General features: G+C 40.1%; 15 protein-coding genes. 9 read left to right on the top strand and 6 right to left on the bottom strand.

What is annotated here, in order from left to right:
- Nucleotides 1-110: 110 nt before the first annotated feature.
- The gene (gene yieE, locus AACS90_RS12510) at nt 111-974 is read right to left on the bottom strand and encodes a DNA-binding transcriptional regulator YeiE (protein WP_099122973.1); all 864 of its coding nucleotides are present in this window, start codon (nt 972-974) and stop codon (nt 111-113) included.
- 197 nt (nt 975-1171) lie between these two features.
- Here yieE and AACS90_RS12505 point away from each other — a divergent pair, with 197 nt between their 5' ends.
- Together AACS90_RS12505 and nfo are read left to right on the top strand one after the other, a co-directional pair.
- Entirely contained in the window at nt 1172-2272 is a 1101-nt protein-coding gene (locus AACS90_RS12505; protein WP_099122972.1) for a YeiH family protein, read from the top strand.
- A 124-nt stretch (nt 2273-2396) separates the two neighbouring features.
- A complete protein-coding gene (gene nfo, locus AACS90_RS12500) occupies nt 2397-3239 on the top strand; it encodes a deoxyribonuclease IV (protein WP_099122971.1) in 843 nt (280 codons plus the stop codon).
- On the opposite strand, the gene fruK is transcribed toward nfo, so the two are convergent.
- Entirely contained in the window at nt 3240-4178 is a 939-nt protein-coding gene (gene fruK / locus AACS90_RS12495; protein ID WP_099122970.1) for a 1-phosphofructokinase, read from the bottom strand. It abuts the gene before it with no gap.
- Between the two features lie 187 nt (nt 4179-4365).
- Between fruK and AACS90_RS12490 the strand changes: the two genes are divergently transcribed.
- From AACS90_RS12490 to yeiP, 3 genes are all read left to right on the top strand, one after another.
- The gene (locus AACS90_RS12490; protein WP_099122969.1) at nt 4366-4785 is read left to right on the top strand and encodes a nucleotide triphosphate diphosphatase NUDT15; all 420 of its coding nucleotides are present in this window, start codon (nt 4366-4368) and stop codon (nt 4783-4785) included.
- Between the two features lie 154 nt (nt 4786-4939).
- Nucleotides 4940-6184, top strand: a complete 1245-nt coding sequence (gene mtr / locus AACS90_RS12485; protein ID WP_099122968.1) for a tryptophan permease — start codon at nt 4940-4942, stop codon at nt 6182-6184.
- 123 nt (nt 6185-6307) lie between these two features.
- Complete coding sequence (gene yeiP / locus AACS90_RS12480) at nt 6308-6880, top strand: elongation factor P-like protein YeiP (protein ID WP_099122967.1); 573 nt, start codon at nt 6308-6310, stop codon at nt 6878-6880.
- A 63-nt stretch (nt 6881-6943) separates the two neighbouring features.
- Here yeiP and AACS90_RS12475 read toward each other — a convergent pair whose 3' ends face one another.
- Nucleotides 6944-7261 carry a type 1 fimbrial protein gene (locus tag AACS90_RS12475; protein WP_099110995.1) on the bottom strand — a complete coding sequence of 106 codons (318 nt, stop codon included), beginning with the start codon at nt 7259-7261 and terminating at the stop codon, nt 6944-6946.
- A 1090-nt stretch (nt 7262-8351) separates the two neighbouring features.
- Here AACS90_RS12475 and AACS90_RS12470 point away from each other — a divergent pair.
- Together AACS90_RS12470 and mepS are read left to right on the top strand one after the other, a co-directional pair.
- Nucleotides 8352-9056 carry a phosphatase PAP2 family protein gene (locus tag AACS90_RS12470; RefSeq protein ID WP_099122966.1) on the top strand — a complete coding sequence of 235 codons (705 nt, stop codon included), beginning with the start codon at nt 8352-8354 and terminating at the stop codon, nt 9054-9056.
- Between the two features lie 345 nt (nt 9057-9401).
- Complete coding sequence (gene mepS / locus AACS90_RS12465; RefSeq protein ID WP_099122965.1) at nt 9402-10001, top strand: bifunctional murein DD-endopeptidase/murein LD-carboxypeptidase; 600 nt, start codon at nt 9402-9404, stop codon at nt 9999-10001.
- A gap of 82 nt (nt 10002-10083) precedes the next feature.
- Here the strand turns inward: mepS and AACS90_RS12460 are convergent, their stop codons facing one another.
- From AACS90_RS12460 to rsuA, 3 genes are all read right to left on the bottom strand, one after another.
- Nucleotides 10084-10428: a YejG family protein gene (locus AACS90_RS12460; RefSeq protein WP_099122964.1), complete on the bottom strand. Its 345-nt coding sequence runs from the start codon at nt 10426-10428 to the stop codon at nt 10084-10086.
- A gap of 734 nt (nt 10429-11162) precedes the next feature.
- Nucleotides 11163-12350 (bottom strand): Bcr/CflA family multidrug efflux MFS transporter, encoded by a 1188-nt coding sequence (locus AACS90_RS12455; RefSeq protein WP_099122963.1) that lies wholly within the window; start codon nt 12348-12350, stop codon nt 11163-11165.
- Between the two features lie 40 nt (nt 12351-12390).
- A complete protein-coding gene (gene rsuA / locus AACS90_RS12450) occupies nt 12391-13098 on the bottom strand; it encodes a 16S rRNA pseudouridine(516) synthase RsuA (RefSeq protein WP_099122962.1) in 708 nt (235 codons plus the stop codon).
- A gap of 184 nt (nt 13099-13282) precedes the next feature.
- Between rsuA and AACS90_RS12445 the strand changes: the two genes are divergently transcribed.
- On the top strand, nt 13283-15040 hold the full coding sequence (locus tag AACS90_RS12445) for a DEAD/DEAH box helicase (protein ID WP_099122961.1): 1758 nt from the start codon (nt 13283-13285) through the stop codon (nt 15038-15040).
- A gap of 164 nt (nt 15041-15204) precedes the next feature.
- Nucleotides 15205-15486: a 50S ribosomal protein L25 gene (rplY, locus tag AACS90_RS12440; protein ID WP_047679702.1), complete on the top strand. Its 282-nt coding sequence runs from the start codon at nt 15205-15207 to the stop codon at nt 15484-15486.
- The last annotated feature ends 43 nt before the right edge of the window (nt 15487-15529 follow it).

Raw genomic sequence — 15529 nt, 5'->3', positions numbered from 1 at the left:
CAGAATAGCGGCGATTGGCGGTTATAAGATACCTTCATGATCAGCCCTTAATTATAAGCTACACGATTATAGGTACATTAACTCTTTAATTTCAGGGTATTGGCTCAGCATTACTGACAGTAGCTTAATAACTTTTGTAACGCATTGGATATATGTTTCTGTCGGTGATAAATAAGATAAAGCGTACGATAAAGATTTAGGCCCGGTATCACCAGTTCAACCAGTGTGCCGTTTTTCAGTTGTTCCCGGACAACCCGGCGTGACAGACAACTGATCCCCATACCATACTGAACTGCATGCTTAATTGCTTCCGAGTTCCCCAGTTCCATGGCTATATTGAATCTGGGCATTTGTGAAAAAAGTAACTGATCAAGCACTTCCCGTGTTCCTGAGCCTTTTTCCCTCAATATCCAGGGCGCTTTAATTAAATCTTCCAAAGCCAGATTGGAACGCACAAGCGGACTCTCTGGTGAGGAAAAAACAATCAGCTCATCTTTCAGCCATGGCTGGGTAATTAAATCCGGGTTATGGCATAACCCTTCAATAAATGCCAAATCGACCCGGAATTCGGCAACCGATTTAATGACATCTTCAGTATTGCTGATATGTAATTCCAGCGGCGTATCTGGATACTCCTTACGATATTTCGCCAGCATTTCAGGCAACATATAATTACCAATCGTACTACTGGCTGCCAGTCTCAGTGCTCCCATTTCCAATTTAAAAAGCTGTTCCACCTCTCCAGTCTGCTCAAGCAACGCCAGAGCTTTTGGGTAAAGCAAGCGACCATGTTCATTGGTAACCAGTCGTTTTCCAACCCTGTCAAAAAGCTGTACTCCCAATTGCCCTTCAAGATCTGTCAGTGAAGCACTCACCGCAGATTGTGATAAAGCTAATTGTTGAGAAGCCTGTGTCGTTGAACCACTTTTCAGAACTTCTGCAAAAATCTCCAGCTGTCTCAGAGTGATACGCATATGGCCTCGCGGGAAACATAAAAGTAAATTGAAATGATAAGATAACCTTGATTCTAGACACTATTACGCAACTTAACAAAAGTCATGCTCTATCTATCTATTTTAATAATTAATCATATAAATATAATCAATTTTTACGATTAAATAATTTGCTATATGCTTATTCATAAAACATATAAGCGATATGAGCGACAATTATGTCTAAAAGTAAAACAGTGCCTGAAAATCAACTTAATAAAACGGGTACTATTCATTGTCATCCCTTACTGAAACTCTTTCCCGGGCTGATCCTAGCAGCAATACTGACCGCCGCCGCCACCTATTTGAGCCAGCTCCCTCTACTCATTAATATGGGACTCAGTGTCCTGACTATCGCGATTCTGATGGGAATTATTGTTGGAAATACGCTATATCCTTCATTAAAACCAATCTGTGGCAATGGAATTAATTTCACTAAACACTATCTGTTAAGAGCCGGTATCATTCTTTATGGTTTTCGACTGACATTCCAGCAGATAGCTGATGTTGGTATAGCCGGTATATTGATTGATGTCATTATGCTTTCTTCCACTTTCTTTATAGCGTTATGGCTCGGACGTGTTTTTTTCAAAATAGATAGTCAGACAGTCATGCTAATCGGAGCGGGTAGCAGTATCTGTGGTGCTGCCGCAATCATGGCTACTGAGCCTGTCGTAAAAGCCTCTTCCGACAAAGTCGCTGTTGCCATTTCTACCGTTGTGATATTCGGCACCCTTGCCATCTTTATTTATCCCTGGTTTTATCAACTCAACATTTATTACCAATGGTTTCCTTTCTCTCAGGTAGAGTTTGGCCTATTTTCTGGCTCAACGATTCATGAAGTTGCCCAAGTCGTCGCTGTTGGTCACACACAAGGAAATGCAGCCGAAGACACTGCGGTTATCAGCAAAATGATCCGTGTCATGATGCTCGCGCCCTTTTTATTACTACTTTCGGATTATCTTAGTCGGGTGAAATCTAAAAACTGTGTCAATGATCATGGAAAATCGCCAATTACCATCCCATGGTTTGCCATCTTTTTTATTGTCATGGCAGCTTTCAACTCTTTCCATTTATTACCGGAGCCAATTGTCAGCTCTATCATAGCTATTGATACTATTCTGCTGGCAATGGCTATGGCTGCTTTAGGCTTAACAACACATATCAGTGCTATTCGTCAGGCCGGAACCAAGCCTATTTTGTTAGCCTTCCTTTTGTTTATCTGGCTGATGGCTGGAGGATTGATCATCAACAAAGGCATTCATCATTTACTTAGCTGAAATTTTCACCTGAAAAAAACAATGTCATTTTTCAGCATATCACCCGACTAACTGTATCCGCTTTACAGAATTTCATTAACAATAAGAACAATGCATAATTAATGAAACAGAACAGGAGAAAGATATGAAATTTGTTGGAGCCCATGTAAGCGCTGCGGGTGGTGTGGATCAGGCAGTAATTCGAGCTCATGAATTAAAAGCAACTGCTTTTGCCTTATTCACGAAAAATCAGCGTCAATGGAATGCCCCTCCCCTGTCAACCGAAGTCATTGATAAGTTTAAAGCAGATTGTGAGCGTTACGGTTACGGTAAAGGTCAGATCCTTCCTCACGATAGTTACCTGATTAATCTGGGTCATCCGGAATCTGAAGGGCTGGAAAAATCCCGTGCTGCATTCCTTGATGAAATGCAGCGTTGTGAGCAGCTAGGTATTGATTTACTTAATTTCCATCCCGGCAGTCACCTGAAAAAAATTGATATCGATAAATGTCTGGCCCGCATCGCTGAATCTATCAATATTGTGCTAGACCAAACTCAGGGGGTCACGGCAGTGATTGAAAATACTGCTGGGCAGGGAACTAATCTTGGCTTCAAATTTGAACATCTGGCAGCTATTATTGAGGGCGTTGAAGATAAAAGCCGGGTCGGTGTCTGTATCGATACCTGCCACGCTTTTGCTGCCGGTTATGACTTACGTACCGAGCAAAATTGCGATGCCACATTCAAAGCATTCGACGATATTGTCGGTTTCAAATACCTGCGAGCCATGCATCTCAATGATGCCAAAAGCGAGTTTTCCAGCCGTGTTGACCGACATCACAGCCTTGGTGAAGGTAACATAGGAAAGACCCCGTTCAGCTATATCATGAAAGATGATCGTTTCAATGGCATTCCTCTGATACTTGAAACGATCAATCCGGATATCTGGGATCAGGAAATTGCGTGGCTAAAATCACAGCAAAGTTAATTATCTGACAGGTGTCAATTGGATCTTCGACATCATTGATGCCAGCTCAGTGCGGCTTCTGATCCCTACATCAGGCTGGCTAACCGTCAGAGCAGAAACTGCGGTTGCTAGGCGCAATGTATGTTCACTGGATTCACGCATCAGTAAACCATAAACCAGCCCACCAACCATAGAATCTCCGGCACCAACGGTACTGATGACGTCACAGTAAGGTGGTTTTGCCAGCCATGCGCCGGAAGCATTCACCCATAATGCCCCTTGCTCACCCAGTGAAATAACGACATGAGCGATCCCTTTTTGGCGCAACTCATGAGCCGCGTCAATAATGCTATCTAAATCCGGCAATGATTTACCCGCCCAGATTTCTAATTCATAACGATTCGGTTTCACCAGCCATGGTGTTGCTTGGAGGCCAGCTGCAAATGCTTCACGGCTACTGTCAAAAATAATACAGGGACAGCATTGCTGTAACTGCTTCATCCAGTCGGTAAATGATTCAGGCGAAACTCCCTCAGGCAAGCTACCGCTAACCACAACCATATCAAACTGCCCCAGCCATGAGAGGGAATCAGTAATAAACTGCTCCCATTCTTTTTCTGTCACATGGAAACCTGAGAAATTAAAATCGGTCACATCACCATATTTTTCAGTCAGTTTCACATTGATACGTGTTCTGCCAGAAACTAAATGAAAACGGTTAATCATCTTGTTTTCATCGAAAAAATGCTGAAAACCGTCCTGATTTTCTTTTCCCAGAAAACCGCTGACGGTGACATCAATACCCAAATCACGTAGTACCTTCGCAACATTATTGCCTTTTCCGGCGGCATGTAAGCCTGCGGTGCGTACACGATTAACGGTTCCTTTAACAATATCTGGACACAGGCCAACTAAATCATAAGCTGGATTTAAGGTTATTGTGGCAACTCGACGGCTCATCTTGCCCAGTATCTCCTGAATAAATAGTCATAAATTACATTAAAATTCCTCGACTATTTATAACATCAAAATTGAATCGTTTCAGTTAAATTTAATATCAGATTGGTCATTGTGTTATCTCAATCCAAAAGTAAAAATATCGGCAATCGATAATTTTTTATCCGATGAAGAAAAAAGGAATAAATCAATGTCAGTGGTTGTTGGAGTTGGTGTCATTATCATTAATGATAAAGGTGAAATTTTGCTGGGAAAGCGGACAGGTAAACATGCCCCGTACTGGTCAATATTTGGCGGACATGTTGATCCCGGTGAAACATTTGAAGAATGTGCTATCCGTGAAATTCAGGAAGAAATTGGCTTAAAAATTCAAAACCCGCAGGTTTATGGGATCTGTAATAACATCCAAACCTACCGTGAAGAAGGAAAGCATACTATTTCTGTCTGCCTGATGGCCCACCATCCCGGCGGAGAACCGCGTCTAATGGAACCAGAAAAATGTAACCAACTTATCTGGTGCGATCCTAATGACCTTCCAGAGCCTCATTTTGAGGCCAGCCGCAGTGCAATTAAACTCTGGCAACAGAAAAAGTTCTATTTGCCTGCCTGACATACAGGTACACTGCCAATATCGACAAAAGGCAGTGTATCTGAAACCAAACAAAAGCCATTTGCATATCTCCTTGATTAATTGTTTACACATGTTCCTTATTAATGTATCGTCGCGCTAGTACAAAGGTGACACTTATTCATCAGGAGTCTATATGACCATTGAGGTAACGCAAAATTTTAAACGCCCCTCTATATTAGGCGGAGCAATGATCATTGCCGGTACTGCTGTCGGTGCTGGTATGTTTTCCATTCCCATCGTCACTTCTGGTGTATGGTTTACAGGATCAATAATTTTGCTGGTTTACACTTGGGTCTGTATCTATTTCTCAAGCCTGATGATCTTGGAAGCCAATATGAATTACCCCTGTGGCGCTAGCTTTCATACCATTACCAAAGATTTGCTGGGCAAAGGCTGGAATGTACTTACTGGGTTATCCATTACCTTTGTTTTATATATTCTGACTTATGCTTATATCTCAGCTGGCGGCTCAATTATTTTTCGTAATCTCAATAGCATTATTCCGCTGCCACAAGCCGGAACTGGCCTGATTTTTTCCTTTATTGTCGCCTTCATTGTCTGGTTATCAACCAAAGCTGTTGATCGTCTGAGCACGATTTTAATCGGTGGTATGGTCATCACATTTATCATGTCAGTGGGGGGAATGTTTACTGAAGTCAAACCCGCTATATTGTTTGATCAGACAAATACCGAAACCAGTTACCTGCCTTACGCTTTAATGGCATTGCCATATCTGCTGACTTCCTTTGGTTATCATGGCAACGTGCCGGGGTTAGTAAAATATTATAATAAGGATGTCAAAGCCATTACCCGCAGTATGCTTTATGGCTCTCTGATAGCTCTGACCATCTACATTTTGTGGCAGTTTGCCATTCAGGGAAATATTCCCCGTGAAGCATTTAAACAGATCATTGCTGATGGTGGCAATGTCAGCGATTTATTGAACCAAATGGATAATGTGTCTGGTAATAAGACAATAAATCAATTGTTAAATGCCTTCTCATATATGGCATTATCCAGCTCATTTTTAGGTGTTTCACTTGGATTATTTGATTATCTGGCTGATTTTTTCGGGTTTGATGATAGCCATACAGGGCGTTTAAAGACTGCTTTAATGACGTTTATCCCACCTACTGTTCTGGCATTACTTTTCCCGAATGGTTTCCTGTATGCAATCGGGTTTGCAGGACTTGCAGCCACTATCTGGGCAATTATCGTGCCGGCACTGATGGCACGTGCCAGCCGGCGGCGCCATCCACAAGCCAGTTATCGTGCTCCCGGTGGCAATATCCTGATAGTTTTTATTATCCTGTTTGGTCTAATCAATGCAGTCGTACACATTCTATCTTTATTTGACCTTTTACCTGCCTACCGCTGATTCTGACTAAATTCCCCTGCCCCGGTAAAAGTACCGGGGCATTCATTTCTTGCCTAATTTCCTGACTGCGAGTAATTTTGTCGCCACTAAAATCCTTATTCCACTGTATTACAGAAGGTATCTATGGCTAAAGCCAATGAAATTAAACGCGGAACCGCAATCAATCACAACGGAAAACTATTATTAGTTAAAGACATTGATATTCAGTCACCCAGCGCACGCGGCGCTAGTACACTGTATAAAATGCGCTTTACCGATATTCGTACCGGTCAGAAAGTGGAAGAACGCTTCAAAGGTGATGATATTCTGGAAACGATTACACTAACTCGTCGTAGTGTCAGTTTTTCGTACATCGATGGTGATGAATATATCTTCATGGATAATGAAGATTTCACACCGTATCACTTTAAAAAAGAACAAATTGAAGAAGAATTGCTGTTTATCCCGGAAGAAGGTTTACCGGGAATGCAAGTGATGACAATGGAAGGTCAACTGTTGGCTCTGGAATTACCACAAACTGTTGATATGGTCATTGAAGAAACTGCTCCGGGAATTAAAGGCGCATCAGCAAGTGCCCGTACAAAACCAGCAAAAATGAGCACGGGGTTGTCGATTCAGGTTCCTGAATACCTGAGTTCCGGAGAAAAAATCCGCATTCATATTGCAGAACGTCGTTATATGGGACGTTGCGATTAGTTCAGTGTTTTTGGATATAAGTTGCTCCTTTCTGATAAAAGAGCAACTTATTATCTGTTTAAATTAAAAATAATCCACATTAATAATTGCCAAACGCTTTTTATTATCAGTCCATTTCACTTTAGTAACACCTATATTACCGGGAAGGATAATACTTCCGGGATTTTTTGCTTTGTAGACTGAAACAATCTGTTTTACCGTAATATTTTTACCCTTTCTATAGCAGGAGATATTGGCCTGAGCACTTGATACAACAACCTGACACCCTGGATCAACAATAGAGCCTGAAAAGTGTATTTTTCCACTTGTAGATTGTGCATATCCATAAGAAATCCATGAAAACAACAAAACGCTGATTAATAGTTTAAGATAATTTTGCATGGTGACCTCACTTCGTTTGTCCATTAACTAAAACTCAGTTACCTTTTATTCCTTCATCTCCATAATAAATATTTAATGTGAAAATAATACGACATCAATACCTTTTATTGATTTATATCAAAGGTGAATTTATAGCTAAAAAGAAAGATACTACTTTCATTAATTAATTTAAAACACTGTTATTAACAACTAATATTTGAGTTAAATTTCATATAAAATTTAAAATAAATCACAAAATTTTAAAATTAGCGCAGCAAGGAAATTAGAAAATTGTTATATAACATTTAGTGATAAGTTATAGTGACAAATCCTAATTCTTATTTGCTCCAATCTATCTTACTCCCTTTGCCCTAATACATATTGGTCATTAAGATGGATTGCCACTATTCTTCTGGGAATTGTATTATTTTTTCTTATGTATTGACTGTTGTGGTACTTATGCCAGCTTACTGTTTTTTCAATTTCTCTATTTCGATTATCAGATATACAAGGGGGATCATCAGCAGCGAAATCATAGGATCGAGAGGTATCCGGTTTGAATTTTAAATCCGGAGGATAATGAGCCAATACAGGATAAGATAAAAATATAAACAAAAATATGACTATGTTCTTTAACATAAGCATTTAACCTCTGCAACCGGTATCACTACCTTTCTCGGTTTTAACCCCATGCCAATCCCTAAACCAGACAATGGTTTAACGCTCTGCTATCTATATAACGATACAACGGAAAATGAAACAATTTCTTTATATATTTTATTTATCCCAACCACAATTCGACATAATATACTAACAAATTAGGATATGAAAAAATCAATAATTAATTATTTAATAATAGTCAGTGCTCAACAATTACACCAAATATATATTATCGTTACTGAGGTAACCATTTAACTATTTTTCCGATATCTTGATATTATTCATATCATAATGATATAAAATGCAATCAATTGAAAATATGAATATATAAATACTATACGGATTACATATTACACAGCCGAATGATTACTCTTTTCCCTAATTTTTGTTATAGTGCCCTGACCCTCAATCTAGCTGCCAAAACCCATTGTCGCATTAAAATAGGTAACACATGACCCGTAGTCGCCCACTAACTATACTTATACTCAATATGCTTGGTTTCGCCCTGTTTTTCTCATGGTATTTACCTGAGAATCACGGCTTTTGGTTTCATATTGACTCCACCATTTTTCATTACTTTAATGAAAAACTACTACCAAACTCAAAATTTGCATTATTTGTCGCTATCGTGAATATAAGAGCATTTGACGTCATCTCACTCTTATGTATGGGTTTACTTTATTATAGCGCATTTCGTAAACAAAATTACGCAGGCAAACGCCGTCTTTTTATGATTGGTCTGGTCATGCTGATAACCGCCGTGATCATAAATCAAATTGGTCATCAGATCCCCGTTAGCCGTCCAAGCCCGACCTTAACATTTGAAAACGTCAATCGTGTAAGCGAAATGACAAGCTGGCATACCAAAGATGCTTCCGGTGATAGCTTCCCGGGGGATCACGGACTGATGCTGCTAATTTTTAGCTGTTTTATCCTTCGATATATTTCCCGTGGGGCATTCTTTATCGCTTTACTAATTATGATCGCTTTTGCCCTCCCTCGTATTATGGCTGGTGCGCATTGGTTTACAGATATTGCTGTTGGTTCATTATCATTCACTTTAGTTGGAGTGAGCTGGGCATTATTGACTCCTCTGAGCGACACTTTAGCTGATTGGTTAGATAAAAAATTACCGCATATCGGTCGTACCCGCTAAAAAGATAATTATTATCGGGGAGATACTCACTATCTCTCCGATAATATAGACTTTTTCTCCAACGGAGAAAAAACAAACAAAACAATTCTAACCTATTAGTTTATAATCTAATTTTTTGTAAATAATTATTTTTATCTCTCGCTTTTTTCTCACGGTTTCTGTACTCTTCCGCTAGTCCTTTTTATTAAAATACTCCTTTTGTAAAGATATTAATAAAATGTGTGGCTTCACACACTTTAGGGACGAAAAGTTTGTCAATTCGCTACTTTATACTAGCCTTTAGAGCGTTTAGTGTTTTTGTGGTGGCGATAAGTCACATTAAGGACTGCAAGGGAAATTAATATAATGGTCAAATCTCAACCAATACTGAGATATGTATTGCGGTTTATTCCCGCAATTATCGCGGCAGTGGCACTGACCGCATGTAGTTCTCCAGATTCCCAGATACGTAGTAAAAAACCTGAAACTCAGACCACCGTAAATGGTCAGAACAGTCAAAAGCATTTTCTCCTGCAAACATCTCAGGATGAATTTGAAACATTGGTTAAAAATCTGGATATCAAATCTAAGATCCTTAACCAATACGCAGACTGGAAAGGAGTTGCCTATCGGCTCGGTGGTAATACGAAACGTGGTATTGATTGTTCAGCATTCGTACAACGCACCTTTCATGATCAGTTCGGTATGGCGTTACCCCGCTCTACATCAGGGCAACAAAGTATAGGTCAGACAGTTAGCCGTACTAAATTAAAAGCGGGTGATTTAGTACTCTTTAAGACAGGTGTTCACCGGCGCCATATCGGTATCTATATAGGCAATAACCAGTTTGTGCATGCTTCCACCAGTAGTGGTGTCATGGTTTCCAAATTAACGGATACTTATTGGAGCAAACGCTATTACGGTGCACGTCGTGTTTTAGCAGATGATCTTAAGGCCTCAATATAGCCTCTTTTTTCTACCCTATATTTTCTCTTGCAGTATAAAAAACGCCTCCATTCGGAAGCGTTTTTTATTCAGTTATTATTCGTTAAAGTGGGTAAAATGCTGTTATATTTTCAGCAATTGCAGCACCTAATGTCTTCAGCCGACATATCACTGCACTTTCATCCTCTCGAGCAAAAAACAAACACGGCTCACCTTCCCACTCAATTACCGCACTTATTATTTGCATATCAGAAATAGACTGATGTATATCATGCAAGATACTCCATGCATGTTCGCCTTCATGGCTTAACAATTTCAGCCCCATCAGGGTATTTCCTATATCTGCCTCTTCTTCTGGCAAGATTTCAACTCTTGTCCCGACAAAACCAGATGACCACCGATAACTTTGCGGCAGTCTGTGTACTACCGAAAGTTGAATATTATTCACGTATTATTCCTATCAGAAACAACATTAATACATCTAACCACCAGCTGTTGGCTACCGACCTCTCAAAACCGAATAACCACCCAACAAAAAAGTAAATAAAAAGTTAAAACAAAAATCACAACATCACACTTTTTTCGTCTTTTATTTAGAAAAAAATGAGATCAAACTCGCACTTTGTATATATTTATACTGTTTTGGTAAAAAATTCAACTTATTTTTATGTAAAGTGGCAACTTTTTATTCAAGATTTGTTTACAAAACGATATTTTTCCTAACGATAAAACACGATAATATTTTTACAATATCCTTTCATTACATATGGTTAGTAAAGAACAAAATGTTTACCATATAGAGTCATATATTTAACATTTTTAAATTAACAAAAAACAAACAAAATAGAGCGATTTGGCATCATAAAATTAACACCCAGCCATATTTGACTATCTTTTCATTCGATAGATCTGCTTATCTAATAAATAATAATTAACACACAGCCAGATTCTTGGGATATTTTTGCTTCTGAGTGAAGAACTATCTGCTTTAGAAGGAGAAACTCAGGTACTGATATAGCAGCTTAATTTCATGAACAGACCATGAAAATGTAATTTAAGAAACCGTAGATAGAGTTATATACGCAACGGATTTCAAGATGCGTCATGACGACAAAGGAGAAATCTATGGAAATAAGAAACCACCTTGTACAACCAGTGGTTTCTATTAATTACGTGATTATTTTATTGTTTTGCTCTACTCGCATAGACAATCAATACCATTGCTAATATCACGCATAAAGCCATTGAGCCAACCATGGGCCAAGCACTTTTTTCAGGAGCAGAAGATAGAATTGCTCCAACCAAAGCAGCAATACTGAAACGTAAAGTTCCGGATAATGATGCGACCGTTCCGGCCATATGGGGATAGCCATCCAAAACAACCGCCATTGAGTTAGATGCAATCAAAGAAATACAGCTAATATAAATTGCAACACCCAATACCAGAGAAATAAAGCCCAAATCCAGCATCGTGCTGAATAACAACCATAACCCCATAAGAAATTGCACGAACACACCAAATTTCAGCATCTTCAATGCACCATATTTGCGGACAAATTGGCTATTGATGGTTGTCATAACAAACATAAAAATGATGTTCAACCCGAAATAATAGCCAAAATGCTGCACAGGGACACCATTCAGTTGAATATAAACAAATGAGCCAGCACTGAGAAAAGAAAACATCCCGGCAAAAGAAAAACCACTTGCCAAAATATAGCACAAGACCTGACGCTGCCTAAACAACATCACAAACTGCCCTAGAGTTACTTTTAAGTTAAAGTGCAGCCTTCTCTCTTTAGGTAATGTTTCCCTGATAAAAACCGCTACTAGCAATGCCGCTATGACAGCCGCAATTGCAATAGACCAGAAAATAGCATGCCAGTTAAACCACACCATCATTATTCCACCCAGCATAGGAGCAAGTAGCGGAGCAATGATCATAACCAGCGTCACAAATGACATACTGCGAGAAAATTCATCTTTGGTGAATATATCACGCATTAAAGCATTGATCACAACGCTGGCCGCGGCGGCTGCAAAACCGTGCAAAAACCGCATGGAAATAAAGGTGTCAATATTTTGAGCCAGAGCACATGCGGCAGAAGATATTGCAAAAACAGTCACTCCACCCAAAATAACCGGCTTCCGTCCCAGACTGTCAGACATTGGTCCATAAACTATCTGACCAATAGCAAACCCTAAAATATAGCTGTTCAGGGTCATTTGTACTTTGCCATCACTGACGCCGAAATCAGAAGCTATTGTTGGCATACTCGGCAAATACATATCAATTGCCAGTGGCATCAGCATAGAAATTAGCCCAAGAATAAGGACTAACCCCAAATAAGATAATCGTTGTTGTTGCACTCGTTTTTTCCCAAAACAACTTGATAAAATAGACAAAAAATTAAGCTGTTGGCATGTTTATGCTCTTGATTTCGCTCCCTGTCAGCATCCTGTATTCACCGGGCTCCAAATCAGGATCCAGATAAATATCACCAATGCGCTCACGATGGAGTTCAACGACATGGTTTCCAACAGCAGCGAACATTCTTTTTACCTGATGATACCGCCCTTCACTGATAGTCAGACGTACAAGCTGAGGCTCGATAATCTCTAATTTGGCGGGTTTCGTCAGTGTTTTTTCCCCATTCAACAGGATACCTGAGAGAAATTTTTCTTCAGTATCCCCTGAAATCGGATTCTCCAGTGTCACAAGATAAGTTTTTTCACAATGATGCTTAGGTGACGTGATGCGATGTGACCACTGCCCATCGTCAGTCAATAAAACTAAGCCTGTTGTATCAATATCCAACCGTCCTGCTGAATGTAATTTATGGGCAACAGGCTCATCAATAAAATATAAAATTGTCGGATTTGAGGGATCATCAGTCGAGCACACATATCCCTGTGGTTTATTCAGCATAAAATAACGTGGGCCATCGAATTGCTCCAGTACCGTTCCCTCATAAGCAACAGTCTGCTCAGGTTTCAGTTTATATGACCCTGCTTTAATAATTTCATTATCGACAGTAACCTGCCCAGCTCGTAATTCCCGCCCAACATCGTTACGGCTGATACCTAATTGTTGTGATAAAAATTTATCCAATCGCATGTATAGCTATACCTAACAAAAAAATAATCTAAAAAAATCGCAAAATGACTTTAAGCCTACTACTGAATGACAAGATTAAACAGATAATTTATAGCGTAATTGTAAAATCAATAAATAGAACAGACAAAAGTGCTATTCTCTCTGTCAACGATTTTTACCCGATATCCGTGACAGTAATATAACAATGGCTTTTACCTTACGCCCTTATCAGCAAGAAGCGGTTGATGCGACCATCCGCCATTTCCGCCAACATAAAGAACCCGCAGTGATTGTCTTACCTACTGGTGCAGGTAAGAGTCTTGTCATTGCTGAGCTGGCAAAGCTGGCTCATGGTCGGGTTTTGGTTCTAGCACATGTTAAAGAACTTGTTGCGCAAAACCATAGTAAGTATTGCTCATATAACCTAACGGCTGATATTTTTTCTGCCGGACTGCACCAAAAACAGAGCGAAGGAAAAGTTGTTTTTGGTAGTATTCAGTCCGTTGCCCGTAACTTAGATCGTTTTAACCATCAATTTTCACTGCTAATCATCGATGAATGTCATCGGATCAGCGATGACGAAAATAGCCAATATCAACAAATTATCCAACAACTCCAAAAAAATAACCCTAGACTGCGCATTTTGGGTTTAACCGCCACTCCTTACCGTTTAGGTACTGGCTGGATATATCAGTATCACTACCACGGTATGATCCGCGGCGATGAAAATTGCTTCTTTCGTGACTGTATTTATGAGCTTCCGTTGCGCTATATGATAAAACATAATTTTCTCGTTCCTCCGGAAAGACTGGATATGCCCGTTATGCAGTATGATTTCAGTCAGGTACGCACCAGCCAGCAGGGTATTTTCGATACAGCTGAATTGAATCGGGAAATTAAGCGACAAAAGCGCATCACACCACATATTGTCAGGCAAATTATTGAGTATGCAGAAGATCGGAAAGGCGTTATGATTTTCGCAGCCACAGTTGAACATGCTAAAGAAATATCCCTGTTACTCCCGGCAGAACAAGCTGCATTAGTCAGTGCCGATACACCAGGCCATGAGCGAGATCTCTTGATCAACGCATTCAAAAAGCAGCAATTACGTTATATGGTCAATGTTGCTGTACTGACAACGGGATTTGATGCCCCCCATGTTGATCTTATCGCGATATTACGTCCGACGGAGTCCGTGAGTCTTTATCAACAAATCGTTGGAAGGGGACTGCGTTTATTTCCTGATAAAAAAGAGTGTCTAATCCTAGATTATGCAGGCAATCCTCATGACCTCTATACGCCAGAAGTCGGAAGCCATAAGCCCGATTCACAAAATCAGCCTGTACAGGTATTCTGCCCTCTCTGCCAATTTGCCAATACCTTCTGGGGAAAATGTACCGCAGAAGGTGACATAATTGAGCACTTTGGACGCCGTTGTCAGGGATGGGAAGACGACGAGAATGGAAAAAGGCATCAGTGTGATTTTCGTTTTCGCTTTAAATCATGTCCGCATTGCGGCACAGAAAATGACATAGCAGCCCGACGTTGTCATCACTGTCAGGAAATACTCGTTGATCCTGACGATATGCTAAAAGCAGCACTTAAGCTCAAAGATGCTCTGGTGTTACGTTGTGGGGGGATGCAATTAACTCCGGGTAATGACAACAAAGGTGAATGGCTCAAGATTACTTATTATGATGAAGATGGCGCAAATGTCTCTGAGTTATTTCGTTTAACGACACCAGCCCAGAAAAAAGCATTTGAACTTCAATTTATACGCCACCATCAACGTGCGCCGGGGGTTCCTTTGCTCTGGAAAACTGCGGGCGATATCGCACAACAACTTCCTTTACTGCGACATCCTGACTTTGTTGTAGCCCGGAAAAAAGGACAATTCTGGCAGATTAGGGAAAAAATATTTGATTATCAGGGCCGCTTCCGCCGGGCTGATGATCTGTATTAAATGACACAATCACAGGCAGCAGAGTACTTTATATTTGCTGTCATACCGGTTTTTCGTTAAAATGCCGCCCGCTTAGCGTAATACATAATGTTAAGCCAAATATCGAACCTGCTGCTGGGTCGCCTGTAGCAGGATTTATTTTCTTCTTTTATAGAGAAAAAATGATGTTAACTATTAATGCAGAAGTACGTAAAGAGCAGGGTAAGGGTGCGAGCCGCCGCCTGCGCAGAGCTAACAAGTTTCCAGCAATCATTTATGGTGGTAACCAAGAGCCAGTTTCTATCGAACTGGATCACGATGCAGTTATCAACCACGAAAGCAAGCCAGAATTCTACGAAGTTCTGACTCTGGTCGTTGATGGTAAAGAAACTAAAGTTAAAGTGCAGGCAGTACAGCGTCATCCGTTTAAACCTAAACTGACGCACATTGATTTCCTGCGTGCTTAATTAGCCAGAATCGAGCTTTTATCGGGACGCCGAGTAAATAACG

The sequence above is a fragment of the Xenorhabdus sp. KK7.4 genome, from assembly GCF_963876465.1.
GTDB classification, from domain to species: Bacteria; Pseudomonadota; Gammaproteobacteria; order Enterobacterales; family Enterobacteriaceae; genus Xenorhabdus; species Xenorhabdus stockiae.
The sequence above is the reverse complement of the archived record's forward strand: the minus strand, read 5'-3'. Positions and strand labels throughout refer to the sequence as shown.

What these genes read in the sequence shown, in the direction of transcription:
- nfo (WP_099122971.1), top strand. Translation starts at nt 2,397, where the DNA reads ATGAAATTTGTTGGAGCCCATGTAAGCGCTGCGGGTGGTGTGGATCAG.
- fruK (WP_099122970.1), bottom strand. Translation starts at nt 4,178, where the DNA reads ATGAGCCGTCGAGTTGCCACAATAACCTTAAATCCAGCTTATGATTTA.
- rplY (WP_047679702.1), top strand. Translation starts at nt 15,205, where the DNA reads ATGTTAACTATTAATGCAGAAGTACGTAAAGAGCAGGGTAAGGGTGCG.
- AACS90_RS12470 (WP_099122966.1), top strand. Translation starts at nt 8,352, where the DNA reads ATGACCCGTAGTCGCCCACTAACTATACTTATACTCAATATGCTTGGT.
- yieE (WP_099122973.1), bottom strand. Translation starts at nt 974, where the DNA reads ATGCGTATCACTCTGAGACAGCTGGAGATTTTTGCAGAAGTTCTGAAA.
- AACS90_RS12505 (WP_099122972.1), top strand. Translation starts at nt 1,172, where the DNA reads ATGTCTAAAAGTAAAACAGTGCCTGAAAATCAACTTAATAAAACGGGT.
- mepS (WP_099122965.1), top strand. Translation starts at nt 9,402, where the DNA reads ATGGTCAAATCTCAACCAATACTGAGATATGTATTGCGGTTTATTCCC.
- AACS90_RS12475 (WP_099110995.1), bottom strand. Translation starts at nt 7,261, where the DNA reads ATGCAAAATTATCTTAAACTATTAATCAGCGTTTTGTTGTTTTCATGG.
- AACS90_RS12445 (WP_099122961.1), top strand. Translation starts at nt 13,283, where the DNA reads ATGGCTTTTACCTTACGCCCTTATCAGCAAGAAGCGGTTGATGCGACC.
- rsuA (WP_099122962.1), bottom strand. Translation starts at nt 13,098, where the DNA reads ATGCGATTGGATAAATTTTTATCACAACAATTAGGTATCAGCCGTAAC.
- yeiP (WP_099122967.1), top strand. Translation starts at nt 6,308, where the DNA reads ATGGCTAAAGCCAATGAAATTAAACGCGGAACCGCAATCAATCACAAC.
- AACS90_RS12490 (WP_099122969.1), top strand. Translation starts at nt 4,366, where the DNA reads ATGTCAGTGGTTGTTGGAGTTGGTGTCATTATCATTAATGATAAAGGT.
- mtr (WP_099122968.1), top strand. Translation starts at nt 4,940, where the DNA reads ATGACCATTGAGGTAACGCAAAATTTTAAACGCCCCTCTATATTAGGC.